Here is an 18,494-nt window from a genome sequence, read left to right on the forward strand (position 1 = left end):
AAGAAACGAATATACAGTTAATTTCAATTTGCACAGGTTAATACGTGCTATGAAATAACTGCTCTTTTCCCTGAATTTTTATTCGGAGGTAAATAAATACTCCGGTAAAAACAAGGATAATACCTACTACAGATACTATGTTTAAAACGCTGCTACTTTTAGACACCCCTGTTATTAATAAAATATTGAACAGGACTTGCACTCCTGCGAATAACAAGGACACAGACAGATGGGACCATTTTCGTTCATTTGCCAGATATTGATAAAAATGAGACCGGTGCGCTTCAAATATATTCTCTCCTCTAACTAACCGAAACAGTATGGTTGTCCCCGCATCCAGGCCATATACCAGTAAGATCAGGATATAGGCTATATTTCCTGTTTTTATCACCAGATTAATGATCAGGAAACACAGAATAAAAGCAATGGAAACACTTCCAATATCTCCGGCAAAACAAATCGCTTTTCTTCGGAAATTAAAAAAGCCAAACACGCAGACAGATAGCAGCGTTAATATGATTAAAAAAGAATCTGTAAACCCAACACTCGTATTAATCCAAAGCAAAGAAAGCAATGTCGCTATACTATACAACCCCGTTATTCCATTGATCCCGTCCATAAAGTTATAGGCATTAATAGTTCCAACCAATAACAGAAATATAACCGGGAACCAAAACCATTCAAATTCCATGGGGAGTTGAAAAAGCATTAATGCTACGGCAAGCAGTTGAAATACAAACCTGATTTTAGTATGGATATGTTCCAGGTCATCAATAAAACTAACCACCGAAATAATAGTTAAACCTGCAATAAAAAACGGAGCCTGAAAGCCGGAAAGTAAAAACCAGCAAATAGCTGCAATAGAAAAAATGATTCCTCCCCCCCGAATCGTAAATTTCTTGTGAGAACTCCGGTCGTTAGGAATATCAATAATTTTATATTTTCCTGCAATGCGGAAATATAAAATTTCAAGAATAAAAAAAAGGAATAGAAAAGATATATACTTTATTACTTCAGGCATTCTTGAAAGAGAAGGCAGTTTTCAAAATTCCTTCTTTGGCCGACAAAGGTAACTCCTTTTTTAAAACTTCTTTAATTTTTTTGTTACTCACGATGTAATTTTCGGTCAGCTTCCCTAAACGATCTGTATTTAATGGTAGATGTAATCTGTCTCCTAACTTAGCAAGACTTCGTATCCAACTTTCATATATATGCCAGAACTTAGCTGGTTTATTGAGAGATTTTGAAAGAATAGATACTAATTCAGTTGTAGATAGAGCTTCGTCATCAGCTACATTATATACTCCTGAAGGAATATCAGCCCTTTCTAAGAGTTCTTTAATAATGAAACAAAAGTTTTCTACACTTAAAAAAGATCGTCTATTTTCAAACGCCGCCAAAGGATAAGGAAACCCTTTAGAAACGAACTTGTAAAGGAGGTTTAAGTTTCCCTTGTTTCCCGGCCCGTGTATCATGCACGGGCGAAGGATATAATAAGATTTTCCCTCAGGTAAAGGCTGACTTTGAATATATTCCTCTGCCATTAATTTGGATTTACCGTAATGCGTTTGAGGATTGGGGATATAGCTCTCAGTTAAAGGTTCGTTTACATGATCCGCGGCAGCTTTTACAGAGCTCACGATGATGAATTTTTGAGCATTGGATTGCAAGAAGGCATCATAAAGTTTCTGGCTTAGTTCGAAGTTTACCTGGTAATATTCTTCGGAATCAGACACATTTTTTAGATCATGGGCTTTGCCCGCAAGGTGAATAACTGCCGAGGAGTCAACAGGAATATTATTACTGTTCTCAACCCTAAGTTTTAAAGTCGTTATCTGGAATTTGCTAGAAAGGTATGCGGTTAAATTCGTACCGACAAAACCTGAGGAACCTGTTATTACAATTTGCATTTAAATTGTGATAAAGTCTTTTTGTTTATAATATCTCTTTCTCTGTCGACCAGCCATCCCCATTTGTTAAAATATATAACTGCAGATTTTAAAAATACCTTAAATAATCTTGGGCTTTTATTAGCTCCACTTTCATACTCATGATAAACAGATACTTGAGGGAAATAAAGGGTCTTATACTTCATGTGCATACGCCTTGAAAGATCAAAATCCTCAAAATACATAAAAAAGCTGTCATCATACCCTCCAACTTCTTCAATTGCTTTTAAACTGAGTAAAGTAAAACAGCCAGAAAGAATAGGGGAATTGTACTGTTCCCCTTGGGGAAAACTCCTCAGTTCATATTTTTGTACTAATTTATTATCCTGTCGTAGGAAATGAGTAAATTTTCGCTTTACAAGCCATGAAGGGTGTGGCAATAACTTGGGTAAATACTGCACTCGCCCATCTGGATACAAAATCTCTGGCATCATCATCCCAACATCAGGATTTTTTGCCATAAAAGTTACCATTGGAGTAATAACATCCTGATTGAAATAAACGTCGGGGTTTATAATAAAATGAAATTTCGAACCTTCAATTTTTGCTAGCTCCATTGCCATATTATGGCTTGCTCCAAATCCCGGATTCGAAGGATTATGATGATAGGTTATCCTTGAATCAGTACAAATATTTTTTAAATAGTCAGTCGGTGAATTATCTACTAAGTATAGTTGTCCCCCTACTGAATAGTTTAAATAGCTATTTATTGAGTTGGTTAGCTTTTCTGTATTATTCTTATATAAAACTATACTTCCAGTAATTTTCTCATTCATTATAATATCGTTCACCTTTTTTTCACTGAATTATATAACTCTAGATAGTTATTACACATTAATTTCACTCGATAGCAATTTAGAAATTTTGATTTAACATTGGCCGAATAAAAAACTGGATTACCTAATGCCTTAGAAACTGCTTCGTTTAGAGATGAAATATCATTTAGTTGAAAAAAGCATGCCTCCTCTTCATTAAATAATTCTCGAAAAATTGGCAAATCTGAACAAACTAAAGGTATCCCTGCGCCTGCGGCCTCTAAAGCAACCAAAGGAAAGCCTTCCGAATAGGAGACCATACCATATATATCAAAATATTTAAAATATGGTAATGAAAACCTTTTATATCCTAAAAATATACATCTTTCAGTTACTCCCATACTTTTGGCCATCTTGACTAATTCCTCCATTGCTTTACCATTACCAATTAAAACCAACGCTAACTCGCCATTTAACACTAGTAAATTAATCAACTGGTGAAATCCCTTTATCTTACGCATATTCCCCACCCCTCCTATAACTTTATATGATAATCGTAGCTTTTCAATTTTTACAATGTCCGCGTCTTTATTTTCACAAGAATTTAAAGTCAGTGATCTCCCGTTATAAATATATATTAACTTTGATTTTGATATATGCTTGGAATAATATTCCAACATAGTATTTGAAAGACAAACCACTATATCAAAGCGTTTTAAAGCCCTAATCCAGATATATCTTGTGAATATTCCAATAAGCTTTCCATGAGAGCTACTTATATCTTCATAAATATAATTATGTAGAGTTGCAACTACGGCTCCATGAATTTTATTTTTAAAATAGGCAACATATAAATTAGGACGTAACATATGAGCGTGAATAACATCAAACTCAGTGAACAATTCAATATATGGAGAGTATTGATTAATCTTTATTGTTGCACAGGGAAAATCTAACTCAACTATATCATCAAAATAAAAAACAACAACTTTATCTAATTTATTAACAAGACCTTCAACAAGTTCTTTTACAACTATAATTGGTGCCTTATTTATCAATGAAGGTACAAGATAGGCGATTTTCATTTTAAAAAGCTAAGTACTCTTATGCAATTTATCGTTTTGCCACTTACAAACTACAATATTTATTATAAAAAGGGGCGTTAATAATACTACTGCACTATTTAAAAACAACAAGTTGGCGATCATAAAATATTTACTGCCATTTGTACAGTGAACTACAAACCCAATAATCAATACCGTAACTAATATTCCTTCTTCCACAAATAATTTAATATACTGGTTAGATTCTCCTTTATCCATAGTAACCTCTACAAATCCAGGAGCATGGCCTAATACTAACTTTTGAGAACTAGAGGTTAGTAGTACAAATATACTTTCTTGAATCCTAGCTTGTCGATCATCAAGGGAGGATTTTCCTAATAAGCTTCCTACCCGTTCTTGACCACCTTCTGCAAAGAAAACTATAGGAGCAGAGAAAACCAAGAGACCTACAGCAATATTAGCCATGGCTTTTCGAACACCTATCATATTTAAAAACCCAAAAGCAAGCTTTACAAAAAATATGATAAGAAACACAAGCCAACACATAGTAGAGCAGGTAGCCATGGCACCCAAGAATACAATTACTCTTATCAGTACAACTTGGACTCCTTTAACTGATGTGCATTTATGTACGAAAAAAAAATTTGTTGTAAGAAACCAGGCGAGGTAACTAGGTTCAAACATAAATCCCGCTACACGACCTAATGTTCCAAAGCTCATCGGTTTAGGATCAATGTACCCTAAAAAAGGATTATAATAGAAGTTATAATAATCAAAATCACCCAGCTTTATAGAAGAAAAAGGAAGCAAATTAAAATTGAAGGTTAAAAACGAAAAGATTGCTAATATAGACTGGATAAGCACTAAAAACAACAAAAACTTCGTGAGTACAAATTTAAGCCTCCGAACTTTTTGAGCAGCAGATAAAAGAGTGATAGTAAAAATAGTAAAAGCAAAAAAATACAAAATAAAAGGTATAGACCTTGGACTATTAAGTACCCAAATTATTGTTAATAAAATTGACAAAGGAAGGAATGTAAGTAAAAAATAAAAAACTTTTCTTTTCTTAAAAGAGAAAGATATAAATAACGCAATAAGTAGGAACAGAACAAAGACCCGAACCTCAAGCGGAACTAGCATGGACCAGGTAAAAGGTTGAAATCCAAAGATTAAAATGCTGACAAGAAAAAGAATAACTGCTTCAAGCATTTACAAATATTATAACTTGTATGAATTATCTTAATAAACCTTAACTTTTATCCCAAAGACAGCAAATACCATATGTAATAATGACTTCAATTTGATTGACGCACTACCCAATTGAACAGCTTTTTTATAGTCTAATACCGCCTTTGAATACTGAAATGCTTCATGGTGAAGCCTTCCAGTATGATACTTTTTTATGCCTATTACCTTTTTAAGGAGTAAACTATTTAATTTATAATTGTTTATATGGTAATCATAAATTGTGTTTATTTTTTCTATTTGCTTTTCTGTCATGGAAATATTTCCGTTTCCAACAGAGTAAAACCCTAAAACATCCTCAATTATTTTAAATCTGTATCCCTTTTCTGCTACTTTAAGCCATAAGTCAAAGTCTTCTACTGCTATAAATGCCTTATCTTCCACAAAGCCTCCAATTTCAAATAGAATTGCTTTCTTAATGCAGACACTAGATGTAACAATAGAGTTCCCCTTTACTAAAAGATCTTCAAAAACTTTTCCAACTTGAAAGCTTGCTCGAATAATTTTCGATCTCTTGGTTCCTTCTATTTTAACAGAGTGACATAGAAAATCATAATCATTTATGTACTTCAGACAAACTTCCAACTTATTTCTCTCCCACCAATCATCAGAATCTAAAAAACATATCCATTCACCCCTAGCCATTTTTATACCTATATTCCTTGGCTTAGCAGGACCGCCCCAATTATCAGAAACTAAATATTTTATATCAAGAATACCATAATATTTCGTTACCACTTCACGAGTATGATCAGTAGATCCATCGTCACAAACTATTACCTCAAAATCCTTAAAGGTTTGTTTTACTAAAGAATCCAAACTCCTATCCAATACGATCGCCCTATTATATGTTGGTATTATTACAGAAAATTTAAACTTATTGGCCATAATTTTTCCTTTCCCATTCTATTGTACGCTGTAATCCCTGATCAAAAGGTGTAAGTTTAAAAGAAATCATCTCACGTAATTTATTAACATTAAGGCTAAGGCTCATAATATCAGAAGGTCGAGCACTTTGATACTCAACTATGAAAGTTGGTATTAACTCTTTAATTTTACCTAATATAAAATTGAGAGAGAAGCTCTCCCCCGAGCCAATATTGATAGTTTCATTTTGAATTCTACGAGTAACCAATTCAAATAGAACTTCGATAATATTTTCAACAAATATATAGTCTTTGGATTGATTTCCATTTCCCCATACTACAAAAGGCTCTCTTTTCAATGCTTTTCTAACGGCAATATTAATTACCCCTTGGCGATTTGAATGGTGAAACGGTCCATAAGGATTAGATAATCGTAAAATTAGATAATCAAAGCCATACTGCTTATGATATAATTTGATATACTGTTCTACTGTCCATTTCAGTATTCCATAAGAACTTATTGGTTGACAAGGATATTCTTCTTTGAGCTTATCATTATCATACTCGCCATATACGGCTCCACCAGATGAAAGATATACAATGGAATGACAACTGTATGAGCGCATGATTTCTAATAAGTTAATTGTACAAATTAAGTTATCATTAATATCAGATTTAATATCAAGATTTGAAGATAAAGGAATTGTAGTACATGCAAAATGAAAAACTTTTGTAAATCTTTCCCTTTTAAAAAGACATGACAAAAGATCAAGGTCGCCATAACTACCTTTGACATATTTAATAGAAGAGTTCTGTATAACAATTCTGCTATCAGAGCGGGAAAGCACTGTAATTTCACAGGAGTCAGTCAACGAATTAACATAATTAATTAAATTTAATCCTATGAAACCACTCCCACCTATAACTAATATTCGCTCTTTCATCATAATTTAATCATTCTCAACCTCCTGATACAATTTAACAAGGCTCCTACCATATTTTTCTGGTGTATAATTTTGAAATGAGTCCTTGGCGGCATTGGATAACTTTGTGCAAAAATCAGGGTCGTCATATAATCTTTTAATACTTTCTGCTAAATTCCGAGATAAATTTTTCGTCTCACAATTGACTAATATCCCATTTTCTCCTGATTGAATCGCCTGAGCTATCCCAGCGAAATCGCTTGCAATAATAGGTTTTCCTAGTTGAAGAGCCGTTAGAATTACTAATGGCATATCTTCATGACTAATAGAAGGTAGTACAAATATATTGCAAGCAGATATATAATCTGGACTATCGGTCCTATAGCCCAAGAAGGAGAAAATTTTCTCAAGTCCTTTGGTTGTCACAATATCTTTAAGCTTTTTTTCGTCTTCACCGTCTCCTATTAACAAAACTTGAATAGTATCTTCAATATCCTTTCGTTCCTTAACCAACTGATCAATTGCCTCTATTAAATAAGCTTGTCCCTTTCGTTTTGTCAAGAATGCCACCTGAACTATTAAAAATTTACTTTTAGATAATTGCAAATCCTTTAATACTTCTGCACGACTTCTCTTTACTGTTGAAGGTTCAACACAGTTATTGAATACCACAATTTTTTCACTATCGAATTTTCTATTTGTTATTAAGCTATTCTTAGCAAGAAAAGAAGCGGTAATAAATTTATCCACATAAGAAACGATTTTTCTATCAAAAAAAACGTCCCAAACGGCCTTTCGCTTCTGTGCCTGATTGTTTACCTGGTAAATTACAGTAGCTTCATGAAATATCTTATTAATCCAAACTAATAGATTACAATTTTTTGCAGCAGGATACCCTCCATTATTAACATGAACTATATCAGGTTTTACCTTCTTTAATAGAAGAAAAAGTATTACTGCATTCCAGAGGGTATAAATCTGAAATTTCTGCAAAATATAAAATGGAAGTTTCATTACTGCCTTAACCAAAAAAGGTAACTGTAAACAGTTTATTTTAAAAAATAAGGTCTCGTTTGAAAGTAACATTAATGGAAAAATGAGTTGTTTTGAAACATTTCTATAATCGTCCTTCATGCCGATATTATAACTCGAATGAGCACGATATGAAAAGTATACTTCAAAGTGTGCCTTAATTATTTCATTTTTTATCAAAAATGAAATAAGCCTTTCACTTCCCCCATAAATATAGCAGTCTGAAAAAACAAGTATCTTTTTTCTATTCACAGTTTCTGTTGTATAATTCAAGGTGAATCTTTAATGAGTTGAGCGAAAATAAATATGAAAATGATTTTCATACATGGTTAGATTACTCTGATAATTAATAATAATTTCTTAAAAAAATCTACCTTGTATCTTTCCACACATGGAAAAGTCTATCCTTCCTATTTTAGAATAAAATTGTAAAACTCTAAAAGAACCGCAGAATACAACCATTTAAAATGACTAGATATAAATCTCGATTTATCTTCCAAATACGATAGGATTCTTTATTATTTCACATGTCCTCCAAATGTTCTAAAACTAGATATATCAACACTTACTCGAATTCATTAAATAACTAATATTACTTTAATCAATAAATTTTTCTTTCTTATGATTCCTACTTGGCATCAAAGAATAAAACAATTCTATATATATTTCTTTTACTAATTTTCTAAAATCCTTAGATAATAAGTAATAGGACATAATCCCAATAATAAAATATAACAATACAAATCCTAAATATTGAAGTAATTCTAATCTTCCTTTTGTTGTTGGTAAATTCTCTTTAAATATGAAATTAAAAAAAATTAAAATGACAATAGTAGCTAAAGACGGCAGAATGCTTCTACTAAAAAACCTTTTCCAATTAATAAAAAACATCTTTTGACTGTAATAGAAATATAAAGTTGCGGAAACTGTAATCGCCAAAAACTTAAAAAGCCCAAAAGCCATTAAATTTAAATAATTAAAAGTTGATGCTATTCCTATCCAGTATATTAATGGCAACAAAGCACTACTTAAGTAAAGTCCTCTTATCCTTTGCATAGCAACCATTGCTATTGAAGTAGGATTTGACAAAAAAGTATAGTAGTAACTGGCAAACATTATAGTAATAATAGGAATAGAACTTCTGTAACTTACCCCAACCCAAGTATAAATAAAGCTTTTCATCGTAAGTATCAGAACTGTAGTCGGAATAACTGAGAAAGGCAAACCTATCATTAATATTTTATTATAGGCGAGAGTAAACTTATTCATTTCATCTCTTCCAATAAAATGATTAAATTTAGCCGTAAATGGGTTGTAAATTATACTGTATAATGACCTCGACAACATCATTACTGAAATACAAATATTAAAAATGGCAACTTCTTTCAATCCCACAAACTTCCCAATCACAAGAGAATCCATTTCATAATATAGAATCCAGGATATTGTAACAAACAAACTATTAAAAGCAAGTTTTTTTGATTTACTGTAAATTTCTGGGCTAAACTTTACAGCTTTTATTAAAGCTATAAAATTGTAGCCAAAATATTTTATAGCTAAGATACCGCCAATAAGGACGGAGACAAGAGTTATAACTTGAGTAAAAAGATAATATTCAACAATATGGTACCCTCCATTGCGAAAGAAGTAAAATGCCATCAATATTTTTAATAGGTTCAACAAGGAAAATACCCTCTGATATAGATAGTCATGAAGTCTTATATTAAAGATAAGCTGCAAACTTCTGTGAGCAATTAAAACTGGCAAAGAAAACACAAATACTAAAAATAGATTTTTTGCTAAATTTAAATCTGTTGTAGTAGATAATCCTTTAAGAATATGTTGAGGGTTAAACGCGAGGAAAAGTATTAACAATCCAAAAAGACAAAAAACTAAAAACATGATAAAGAATACAAATCCGAGAACCTTTTCCTCCTCCTCGCGATCATTCCTCGCGTAGGCTTCACTTGCAAACTTTACTCCTGCAGTTAAAAAGCCGAAATCAGCATATGAAAGAAACAAATTTAATGAAACCACAAAAGAATAAATACCAAAATAATTCTGATTTGAAGCTAGAAAAGGAGTCACCACGAACATGGTTGCAAAACCGCTTAACAATGAAATAACTTGCCAGAGATAGATTTTTAGAAATTGTTTCATTTTAAGCTATAAGCTTCAAGAACTTTTGAAAATCATCATTATTAACCTCAAAATAATCCTTCAATAAGTGGAAATCGATATTTGTTTTAGGAAGTGTTACGTGTCTTTGGAAATCCTCGAAGGTCTTAGTTAATTTAATAAATGATGAACCATCAAATGGTGATACAAGTTCTGCCCCTGCTATGATTTCATCTTTAATAATTGGATCATACAAGATATAGTTAACTCCAGCAATCAAAGAATCTAGAATCATAGTAGAAGAAGGTCCAACAACCAAAGATGCTTTGGATAAAGCCTGGGACTTATTTATGAGTTCAATTGAATAAAAATTATCAATAAGGTTTTTCTGATAAAATAAAGTACTTTCTGCCGGATGTAAACGTAGTTTAGCACTTTTAACACCAAATTTTTTTAGATTCTCCTTTACAAGCTCCAAATAATAAAGAGAAGTTGTCCTATCACTGAGAATAAGTTCATTACTAGAACTAGGGGTTCCGGGAAGGGCTTTAGAGAGTACTAAGACATTTGAAAAGTCAGACCTTAATGTTGATTCTATAAAATCAGAATAAATTGGATGTTTTAAACATAGGATCTTTTCTGCCGGTACTCCGCTTTTTTTATATAAGTCTTTAATTCCATTACCCCATACTATAAGATAATCTGCTCTGTTATCGTCAATCCCATTACATCTAGCAGGCAATCCATGCAAATAAACAAAAGTAGGAATCCTATTTTCTCTAGCAATTTTAATTGATATATTTTCGTAGAAAGATAAATCGTTAGGAACAATTAAGCAACGCACTTTATGACTTTTAAAAAGCCTTGCGAGTTCCACTTGATAATCAAAAATAAGTTTCTGAAACTTAGAAGAAAAAAAATCTTTTAGTTCCCTTTTACGAAGGACTGTATTAATTCTTTTAATAAGCACACTTAGCTGAAAGGAAGAAAGATTAGATTGACTTAAAGAAACAGACCAAGGAGGTAAAAGTGTTATACAATCCTTTATCTGTAAATTCACGTAGGCGTTACTCAATATTATTTTTTTTTTGTGTCTTTTGGATATTAATAACAGTTTAATAATAAAAAAGACTTCAAAAAAGCTTTTGATTTTTTTTTTAACAAATTTCTTTAAAGTATTAACGTTCGCATTTTGATGATCACCATAATTATATAAAGTGTCATTGCTTAAATATAATAAGGAGTCGTAAAGGTCCGAATCATAATTAGAGGTTATAGAATTATAGTAGTAATTATTTTTTTGCTTATTATTCATTTAATACTGCCTTTATATTCAATCTACAGGTCTTCAATAACATTAGATGTTAAGGCTGTACCTCTCTCTAGGGCTACTTTCACTGTTTTTCCCAATAATTCTTTATAATATCTAGGGTGAAGCCCGTATCCCGGCCTTATTGAACGTACATTTCTTTCAGTAATCATCTCACCGGCCTTAATATTTTCCACAACATATAGAGAGCGGCAAAACTCCCGGCCTTTTCTTTGCTTTTCGGTTAAGGTATAATCTACTACACCAATTGCTCTTTCTGCCTCCCTTACCGCCTTGACCATCTCTGTAAATTCCTGTTCATTCATAGAAAAAGAAGCATCAGGCCCGCCAATGGAGCGATCTAAGATAAAATGCTTTTCAATGATCTTTGCGCCAAAACATGTAGCGACAACGGGAACAGTACTCCCTATAGTATGATCAGACAAACCAGTGATTACACCATAACGGTCTGCCATATCTTTAACCATCATCATATTTGCTTCATCTATCGGCGCAGGGTAACTTGAGGTACATTTCAATAAAGCAATGTCATAATTTTGCATTCTATGGCAGGAATCTAATGCGAGAGCAATATCTTCTTCCGTAGCAATCCCAGTAGAAATAATAATCGGTTTTCCTTTAGAAGCAACTAGTTCAATTAAAGGGATATCCGTAATTTCAAAAGAGGCTATTTTATAGGCCGGCGCATTAAGGTTTTCTAATAGCTCTACAGCAGTAGGATCAAAGGGGGAGGAAAAACAGATTAATCCTTCATCTGTTGCTGTTTTAAACAATTTTTCATGCCATTCCCAGGGGGTATAGGCCTCCTTGTATAAATCATGCAAATACTTTCCATCCCAAATAGTCCCTTGTTTTAATTTAAAATCGTCAGTTTTAGCATCGATAGTTATAGTATCAGCGGTATATGTTTGTAGCTTTATTGCATCAGCTCCCGCACGCTTAGCTGCTTTAATTGTTGCTAAAGCATTTTCTAAACTTCCATTATGATTGGCAGAAAGCTCGGCGATAATAAATACTGAGCTATTGCTACTTATTTTATAATTTCCTATTTGCATCCTTATTTATTAAAATTGAATATTGATAATTATTCTCTTTTATCTCTCTCTTAAAGCCTAATTTTTCGAAAGCTTTACAGGATGCGATATTCTGAGGTTGTACAATTCCTACAATTCGTTTAAAAGAACTTTTTTCTTCATTAGATAACGCTGCAACTCCTTTTTTAAGCAGTATTATACCCAACCCTATATTTTGAAAGTCACTATCAACTAAATAACTTATTAGTGCATCCTGCTCTTTAATGTTAAATCTGATAGACCCAACAAGCTTTTGACCAAATTCTGCTATATAATAGAAGCATTTTCCATCCTCGAGAGTTTTTAAAAACCAATTACAATGTTCTTCATAATTAATTTTGTGCTGATTAAATGAAAAAGCCCTGATAGCATTACTTGAAGCCCAATTATATGTAATACCCACATCTGCTTTTTCTACTTTGCGTAAACTTACCTCTAGTTCTATATTTAGTTGACGGAAAATTTTCAATACCCTTACATCTGATTCCCCATCAATTATTGAAAGTGTGCTTTTTTGCGTTTCAAAACATTTATTGAATGCTACTTTCAAATTTCCAGCTGAAAAATTTTCCGCACTAATAAAAAGGCCCAAAGTTTTATATTCCTCAAAAAAGACCTTTTGATTATCCACATTCATTCCTGAAATTACTTTACAACCTACAGCCAAAGCTTCTAATAATATTCCGCTCGCAGGCACCACTGCTAAATCAGATCTCAACATTAAAGCAGCCATTTTATTATCATCAATTGAGTGATAACATTTGACCTTAGCACTTTTTTCTGAAATTATTTTTAATTCCTTTTCATATGGGTATGCTGCTCCTGTTACTACAATGATTTTCTTTATAGAAGCATAGCAGAGTGCGATTTGAAGTGTAAGTGTAGTCAGGTTTTTATGGTCAGATCCGCCAAAACAAATCAAAACAGTTCCAATATTAGCAATTACCCGTTTTTTTTTTGCTGCTTTCAAAAAAGCCGGACGCAATAAAGCATATTCCACCCCTAACGCAAATTGTGTATAAAGTTGAGTTTGATAATTAATTTTTTTAACTCCTGGTGCATGATTAATAATCAAATCAGCATAAAATTCTTTATCGTGTAGATCATCAATACAAACAAGCTTACAGCCAGTGTCTTTTACCCTTTTTTGATATGCAGTGCCTAGTCCGTAATGATCCAGTACAACAATTTCTTTTCCACTTAGCTCTGCAAAAAACTCTTTTTCGTGATCAAATTTTCTAAATGAAAATCTCGCATCCTCTATTTCTCGATGTAAAGCTTGGGGAGCTTCTTTAGATGCAAAATAAATATCAAATTCATCTTTAAGCATCTGAGCAAGCGCTATACAACGAATTATATGTCCAAGGCCTATTTGGGCATTTCCATCAGCTCTAATCCAAATTTTCCTTTTCATAGATGAAACTACCAAGAGCCCTCAATCATTTTATTCTCTAACAAAAGCTTATACATTTGTTTTTCCGTCAAATTTAGTGGCCACGAAGAAGTAGGCCTAGAAATTTCTATAAAATCTTCGGTTTCAATAATCGAAGTAAATCCAAATTTCAATCCAAGTTTTATAGATCTTTTATTTGTCTTATATATTTTGCCAAAAATATAAGGAAAATTAAAATTAGAAACTAGAAAGCTCAATCCATAATAGTATAATCTTATTCCATTCCTTGTGCCAAAAAAATTTGGAGAGCTAAAATAGCCGTAATAAACTTTAGAAGTACCTAATCCAACCAAAGAAATTGATCCACAATAAGTGTTATCCTTATAAGCAGCAAAATAAACAGTTTGTGAAGATGTTTTTAAACTGTTAACAAATTCATAATGCTCCTTATGCTCAATTAAACATGTATTATCCATCCAACATCTTACTTCCAAATGATTTCTTGCTTCAAGTATCTCTTCATGCTGTTCACTTGTTAAATAAATATAATTTTTGAACTCAAAGAAAAAATGCCCTTCCATCACCACACCTAGCAATACGTATACACCTTGTAGCTTATTATTTTAAACGACCTATAACTTCTTCAAAAGCTTATACTTTAATTCGGCAATACTCCAATCAGAAGAACTATCAATATCCTGAACATGCTCCTCATTTAATATAATATAAGAAGAGTTGTTTGTTAAAATCGTACTATCATCTTCATATTTTAGCCAGTACCATTGCCCCGCATCGTGATATGCACTTTTAAGGTCCTGCGACCTGCTATTTAAATTTTCAGGCCAAATCATATCTACTTTATCATTTTCAACTTGGAGAGCACGCCAAATAGGATAGCTAAAAGGAACTATGGGAAATACTGAATCAAAATTACCTTCCTTTAATTTAACTAGCCCATCTTTTATATCATCAGGATTAATTAAAGGAGCTGTTGGATAAATGCAGCAAACATATTCAAAAACTTTGTTCTGCTTGCTTCTGTAATCATTAATAACCTCATTTAAAACATCCATTGTAGTAGCATAATCATCAGAATTGGCTCTGCTTCTTGTAAAGGGGACTATTGCACCGTATTTAACTGCAATTGTTGCTATTTCTTCATCATCTGTAGAAACCATCACTTCATCAAAAAGCTTAGTCTTTAAAGCAGTCTCGATTGAATAAGCAATTATAGGTTTACCCAAAAAATCTTTGATATTCTTCCTCGGTATACGTTTACTTCCACCACGAGCAGGTATAATAGCTAAATTACCCATTATAAAACTCGTAAACTTTATTTATTACAAATTGCTGTTCTTCCACAGAAAGAGTAGGGAACATTGGCAAACTAATACAATGTTTATAATAGTTCTCTGCATTTGGCAAATCACCTTCTTTCCATCCAAATTGTCTGTAATATGGCATTAAATGACATGGGATGTAATGAATCTGAGGAAATATTTGCTGCTCCCTTAAGAAATTATAAAGACCAAGTCTGTTTTCAACTTCAACAACATAAAGATGATAAGCATGCCCTAATACAACCCCCGATTGTCCTTTTATAAAAGACTTTCCCCTAAAAGCTTTGTTATATCTATCCGCAATAAGTCTCCTTGTTTCTAAACCTTCATTTGCACGCGCTAGTTGGCTTAACCCCAGCGCTGCCTGAAAATCAGTTAGCCGGTAATTATACCCCAATTCCTGCATCTCCATGTACCAATTAGGATAAGAACTAGGATTATTTTCGCTCGATGCAAACTCTAAACTATTTGTATATAGTGCTTCGTCTTTAACGATTCCATGAGTTCTTAATTGAAGTAATTTTTTATATAACTCTTCATCATTAGTAGTGACCATTCCTCCCTCGCCCGCGGCAATATGTTTAACAGGATGGAAAGAAAAAATAGCTAAGTCTGCAAATTTACCACTTCCACACAACTGCCTATTGCCTTTACTATCTTCAAAAAATCCGCCCGGGGCATGGCATGCATCTTCGATTATCCATAGTCCGAACTCATCTGCCAGTTTACGATACTCCTCGAGATTAATAGCTCGCCCTGCAAAATCTACAGGAATAATACCTTTATATGTGCCTATTGGTGAAGCCTCAAGTAAAACTCTGACTTTATTAATATCCAATAAATAAGATTCTGGATTAATATCAGCAAATTCCACTTCTCCGCCACAATAACGAATACAATTTGCTGATGCAGCAAAAGTTATAGGTGTGGTAATTACCTTATCGCCCGGTTTAACATTTAAAGTAAGTGTGCATAGATGAAGGGCGGCAGTACCATTAGCAACAGCAACAGCATAATTGCAGTTAACATAATTGGCAAAGGCATTTTCAAATTCAGCAATTTTAGGGCCCTGAGTTAAATAATCAGATTTTAATGTAGAGATAACAGCTTGAAGGTCTTCATCTGTTATATATTGTTTTCCATAAGGTATATTCATATTCCATTCAAGAAAAATCAGGATCAACGTGTAATTTAATTAATTCTCGAAGTTCGTTTACTGTAACCCACTCCGAGTTATCACCTGAACTGTACTGAAATCCTTCAGCTACTCTTACAGCCCCAAAATGATTGATAAATTCATTTAGTTCCCACTTAGGAGATTGAGGAACTATAACATAATATTTTCCCAAATCGTATGTAAAAAACGAGTCTGAAGTAGTAATCATTTCTTCATGTATCTTTTCTCCAGGTCGTATTCCCACTACTTTATGTTCACACTCGGGTCCAATAGCTTTTGCAATATCAGTAATTTTATAGGAAGGTATTTTCGGCACAAAAATTTCACCGCCCCAAGCTGTTTCCAAAGCATGCAGAACCATATCAACTCCTCCTTGAAGTGAAATATTGAAACGAGTCATGTTTTCAACGGTAATAGGCAATACTCCTTCTTTTCGCTTTTTTATGAAGAATGGAATTACCGATCCGTTTGATCCCATTACGTTTCCATAACGAACAACAGAAAATTTTATTGGATTATTTCCGCGAATGTTATTAGCTGCAATAAATAATTTATCAGAAGCTAGCTTAGTTGCACCATATAAATTAATGGGTGCTGCTGCCTTATCTGTAGAAAGGGCTACTACATGTTTCACGTTAGAATCTAATGCTGCATTGATTATATTTTCGGCACCATTTATATTCGTTTTAACACATTCCATTGGATTGTATTCGGCAATCGGAACATGCTTCATTGCTGCTGCATGAATTACAAAATCTACTCCATGAAAAGCCCGTTTTAATCGGTCTGCATCTCTTACATCTCCAATAAAAAAACGAATAGCAGGGTATTTAATCGATGGGTATTCCTGAGCCATTTCGAACTGTTTCTGTTCATCTCTTGAAAAAATAATCAGACGTCTAACATTTGGCCATCGCTTTAAAATAGTTTTCGTAAGTGCCTTACCTAAGGAACCTGTACCTCCAGTTATTAGAATTTGCTTATTATTTAAATCTAACATATTAATTATAGGTTATAGGTGAAATTTTACTCGAATCAAAACCGCGAATACTTATGATTTTAAAATATCTTTCAAAACCTTTTGAGATAGTAATAAACAAACGGTAAAAAAAGCGGCAATAAATCCCCCTAGTATCAATCCCTTTAGTTTTCCGAATCTTTCTTTGTCCAACGGTAAAACCGGCTTATCTACCACCTGTATTAACGGCATTTCTTTCCTCAAAGAAATTTTGGCAATTTCTAAGTTCTTCACAATCTCTGCATACATGGCCGAATTAGCTTGCACATCTATTTGCTTACGCTGAGAAGGAACCCGTAATATCTGAAGAGCTGCATTAGCATTGGGATTGGCATCAATGGTGGATGCTGCTCCAGTAATTGAAGCATTTAAAACGGCTTTGACACTGTCGGCCTGCTTTTGAAGGATAGACAAATTTTGAGTTGATTTTTTAGTTTTGGTTTGTATATAAAAGTCGTTTACATTTTCAACTATTTTATCCGTAAAGGCTTTTGCAAATAGTTCATCTTTGGCACGAACTCTTACACTGATAATACTTAACTTTTTATCAGGTTTTTCAACTGTTAAATAATTTTTATTGATCTCTTTTACAATACTTCCCAGGATACTATCGTGTTGGCGGGTGAAATTCTCTTCAGGAATAGTAAAGCTGAGTTCCCTTAGCTTTAAATCATCTTTCCATTTTTCATATAATTTATTTGCCTGTATAAAACGATCTACTAAAAGTTCTTTTTGTCCATCAAAATCAGCAGGACTAAGAAGGGTTTTTTGGATCATTGATCTTGATTTATACAATTCAATAATATTATCTCCTTCAAATATTCCATTAGTACCTCCACCTCCAATATCTATCCCTACCATCGAAGCGATGCCTGCATATTGCCCTAAACCTCCTCCTGCTCCTCCTTCCTGTAAAACAAAAGTACATTCTGCCGTATAAACAGGTTTTTTAGAATAAGCATAGATAAAACCGATCAACCCACCTAAGATTCCCGCAAATAGAATGAGGTTCCACTTACTTAACAGATACCGATTCCACTCTCTCAATTTAAGAATTACTTCCTTCAGTGAAATTTCATCATCCTTATAATTTTGTTCTTTAATATGATTATTAGTTAAACTCAATTTCGAAAATCTTAATTATATTCTAAAATATAAAATACTTAATATAGGAGAAGCGACCCTTCCCTTTCGAATCTCCTGATCTGCTT

Annotated in this window: 17 protein-coding genes; all 17 read right to left on the reverse strand. The window is 33.0% G+C overall.

What is annotated here, in order from left to right:
- Positions 1-37: 37 nt before the first annotated feature.
- The 17 genes from ACLCDL_RS06420 to ACLCDL_RS06500 all read right to left on the reverse strand — a co-directional run bounded on the left by ACLCDL_RS06420 (position 38) and on the right by ACLCDL_RS06500 (position 18,408).
- Positions 38-1,021, reverse strand: a complete 984-nt coding sequence (locus tag ACLCDL_RS06420) for an MraY family glycosyltransferase (protein WP_423147452.1) — start codon at positions 1,019-1,021, stop codon at positions 38-40.
- Complete coding sequence (locus ACLCDL_RS06425) at positions 1,014-1,910, reverse strand: NAD-dependent epimerase/dehydratase family protein (protein WP_423147453.1); 897 nt, start codon at positions 1,908-1,910, stop codon at positions 1,014-1,016. The genes ACLCDL_RS06420 and ACLCDL_RS06425 overlap by 8 nt, the downstream gene beginning before the upstream one ends.
- Complete coding sequence (locus ACLCDL_RS06430) at positions 1,898-2,725, reverse strand: glycosyltransferase (RefSeq protein ID WP_423147454.1); 828 nt, start codon at positions 2,723-2,725, stop codon at positions 1,898-1,900. Before ACLCDL_RS06430 ends, ACLCDL_RS06425 begins: the two co-directional genes overlap by 13 nt.
- 11 nt (positions 2,726-2,736) lie before the next feature.
- Positions 2,737-3,789: a glycosyltransferase family 4 protein gene (locus ACLCDL_RS06435; protein WP_423147455.1), complete on the reverse strand. Its 1,053-nt coding sequence runs from the start codon at positions 3,787-3,789 to the stop codon at positions 2,737-2,739.
- Between the two features lie 9 nt (positions 3,790-3,798).
- Positions 3,799-4,977, reverse strand: coding sequence for a hypothetical protein (locus tag ACLCDL_RS06440; RefSeq protein ID WP_423147456.1), 1,179 nt, complete (start codon positions 4,975-4,977; stop codon positions 3,799-3,801).
- A gap of 30 nt (positions 4,978-5,007) precedes the next feature.
- Positions 5,008-5,901 carry a glycosyltransferase family 2 protein gene (locus ACLCDL_RS06445; protein ID WP_423147457.1) on the reverse strand — a complete coding sequence of 298 codons (894 nt, stop codon included), beginning with the start codon at positions 5,899-5,901 and terminating at the stop codon, positions 5,008-5,010.
- The gene (locus tag ACLCDL_RS06450; RefSeq protein ID WP_423147458.1) at positions 5,891-6,826 is read right to left on the reverse strand and encodes an NAD-dependent epimerase/dehydratase family protein; all 936 of its coding nucleotides are present in this window, start codon (positions 6,824-6,826) and stop codon (positions 5,891-5,893) included. Before ACLCDL_RS06450 ends, ACLCDL_RS06445 begins: the two co-directional genes overlap by 11 nt.
- Positions 6,827-6,829: 3 nt before the next feature.
- A complete protein-coding gene (locus ACLCDL_RS06455) occupies positions 6,830-8,086 on the reverse strand; it encodes a glycosyltransferase family 4 protein (protein ID WP_423147459.1) in 1,257 nt (418 codons plus the stop codon).
- A gap of 345 nt (positions 8,087-8,431) precedes the next feature.
- Positions 8,432-9,994 carry a lipopolysaccharide biosynthesis protein gene (locus ACLCDL_RS06460; protein ID WP_423147460.1) on the reverse strand — a complete coding sequence of 521 codons (1,563 nt, stop codon included), beginning with the start codon at positions 9,992-9,994 and terminating at the stop codon, positions 8,432-8,434.
- Position 9,995: 1 nt separating this feature from the next.
- Positions 9,996-11,267: a hypothetical protein gene (locus tag ACLCDL_RS06465; protein ID WP_423147461.1), complete on the reverse strand. Its 1,272-nt coding sequence runs from the start codon at positions 11,265-11,267 to the stop codon at positions 9,996-9,998.
- 23 nt (positions 11,268-11,290) lie between these two features.
- Positions 11,291-12,337 (reverse strand): pseudaminic acid synthase, encoded by a 1,047-nt coding sequence (pseI, locus tag ACLCDL_RS06470; RefSeq protein ID WP_423147462.1) that lies wholly within the window; start codon positions 12,335-12,337, stop codon positions 11,291-11,293.
- Positions 12,318-13,769 (reverse strand): UDP-2,4-diacetamido-2,4,6-trideoxy-beta-L-altropyranose hydrolase, encoded by a 1,452-nt coding sequence (gene pseG / locus ACLCDL_RS06475; RefSeq protein WP_423147463.1) that lies wholly within the window; start codon positions 13,767-13,769, stop codon positions 12,318-12,320. Before pseG ends, pseI begins: the two co-directional genes overlap by 20 nt.
- 8 nt (positions 13,770-13,777) lie before the next feature.
- On the reverse strand, positions 13,778-14,329 hold the full coding sequence (locus ACLCDL_RS06480; protein WP_423147464.1) for a hypothetical protein: 552 nt from the start codon (positions 14,327-14,329) through the stop codon (positions 13,778-13,780).
- A 51-nt stretch (positions 14,330-14,380) separates the two neighbouring features.
- A complete protein-coding gene (pseF, locus tag ACLCDL_RS06485; RefSeq protein WP_423147465.1) occupies positions 14,381-15,064 on the reverse strand; it encodes a pseudaminic acid cytidylyltransferase in 684 nt (227 codons plus the stop codon).
- Positions 15,057-16,244, reverse strand: coding sequence for a UDP-4-amino-4,6-dideoxy-N-acetyl-beta-L-altrosamine transaminase (gene pseC / locus ACLCDL_RS06490; protein ID WP_423147466.1), 1,188 nt, complete (start codon positions 16,242-16,244; stop codon positions 15,057-15,059). The genes pseF and pseC overlap by 8 nt, the downstream gene beginning before the upstream one ends.
- Before the next feature lie 7 nt (positions 16,245-16,251).
- Entirely contained in the window at positions 16,252-17,265 is a 1,014-nt protein-coding gene (gene pseB, locus ACLCDL_RS06495; protein WP_423147467.1) for a UDP-N-acetylglucosamine 4,6-dehydratase (inverting), read from the reverse strand.
- A gap of 51 nt (positions 17,266-17,316) precedes the next feature.
- Entirely contained in the window at positions 17,317-18,408 is a 1,092-nt protein-coding gene (locus ACLCDL_RS06500; RefSeq protein ID WP_423147468.1) for a GumC domain-containing protein, read from the reverse strand.
- Between the last annotated feature and the right edge of the window lie 86 nt (positions 18,409-18,494).

It is taken from the genome of Rubrilithobacter danxiaensis (genome assembly GCF_047272945.1).
Lineage (GTDB): Bacteria > Bacteroidota > Bacteroidia > Sphingobacteriales > Sphingobacteriaceae > Rubrolithibacter > Rubrolithibacter danxiaensis.

Coding starts and splice junctions, on each gene's coding strand:
- ACLCDL_RS06420 (WP_423147452.1), bottom strand. CDS start 1,021: ATGCCTGAAGTAATAAAGTATATATCTTTTCTATTCCTTTTTTTTATT.
- ACLCDL_RS06425 (WP_423147453.1), bottom strand. CDS start 1,910: ATGCAAATTGTAATAACAGGTTCCTCAGGTTTTGTCGGTACGAATTTA.
- ACLCDL_RS06430 (WP_423147454.1), bottom strand. CDS start 2,725: ATGAATGAGAAAATTACTGGAAGTATAGTTTTATATAAGAATAATACA.
- ACLCDL_RS06435 (WP_423147455.1), bottom strand. CDS start 3,789: ATGAAAATCGCCTATCTTGTACCTTCATTGATAAATAAGGCACCAATT.
- ACLCDL_RS06440 (WP_423147456.1), bottom strand. CDS start 4,977: ATGCTTGAAGCAGTTATTCTTTTTCTTGTCAGCATTTTAATCTTTGGA.
- ACLCDL_RS06445 (WP_423147457.1), bottom strand. CDS start 5,901: ATGGCCAATAAGTTTAAATTTTCTGTAATAATACCAACATATAATAGG.
- ACLCDL_RS06450 (WP_423147458.1), bottom strand. CDS start 6,826: ATGATGAAAGAGCGAATATTAGTTATAGGTGGGAGTGGTTTCATAGGA.
- ACLCDL_RS06460 (WP_423147460.1), bottom strand. CDS start 9,994: ATGAAACAATTTCTAAAAATCTATCTCTGGCAAGTTATTTCATTGTTA.
- ACLCDL_RS06465 (WP_423147461.1), bottom strand. CDS start 11,267: ATGAATAATAAGCAAAAAAATAATTACTACTATAATTCTATAACCTCT.
- pseI (WP_423147462.1), bottom strand. CDS start 12,337: ATGCAAATAGGAAATTATAAAATAAGTAGCAATAGCTCAGTATTTATT.
- pseG (WP_423147463.1), bottom strand. CDS start 13,769: ATGAAAAGGAAAATTTGGATTAGAGCTGATGGAAATGCCCAAATAGGC.
- ACLCDL_RS06480 (WP_423147464.1), bottom strand. CDS start 14,329: ATGGAAGGGCATTTTTTCTTTGAGTTCAAAAATTATATTTATTTAACA.
- pseF (WP_423147465.1), bottom strand. CDS start 15,064: ATGGGTAATTTAGCTATTATACCTGCTCGTGGTGGAAGTAAACGTATA.
- pseC (WP_423147466.1), bottom strand. CDS start 16,244: ATGAATATACCTTATGGAAAACAATATATAACAGATGAAGACCTTCAA.
- pseB (WP_423147467.1), bottom strand. CDS start 17,265: ATGTTAGATTTAAATAATAAGCAAATTCTAATAACTGGAGGTACAGGT.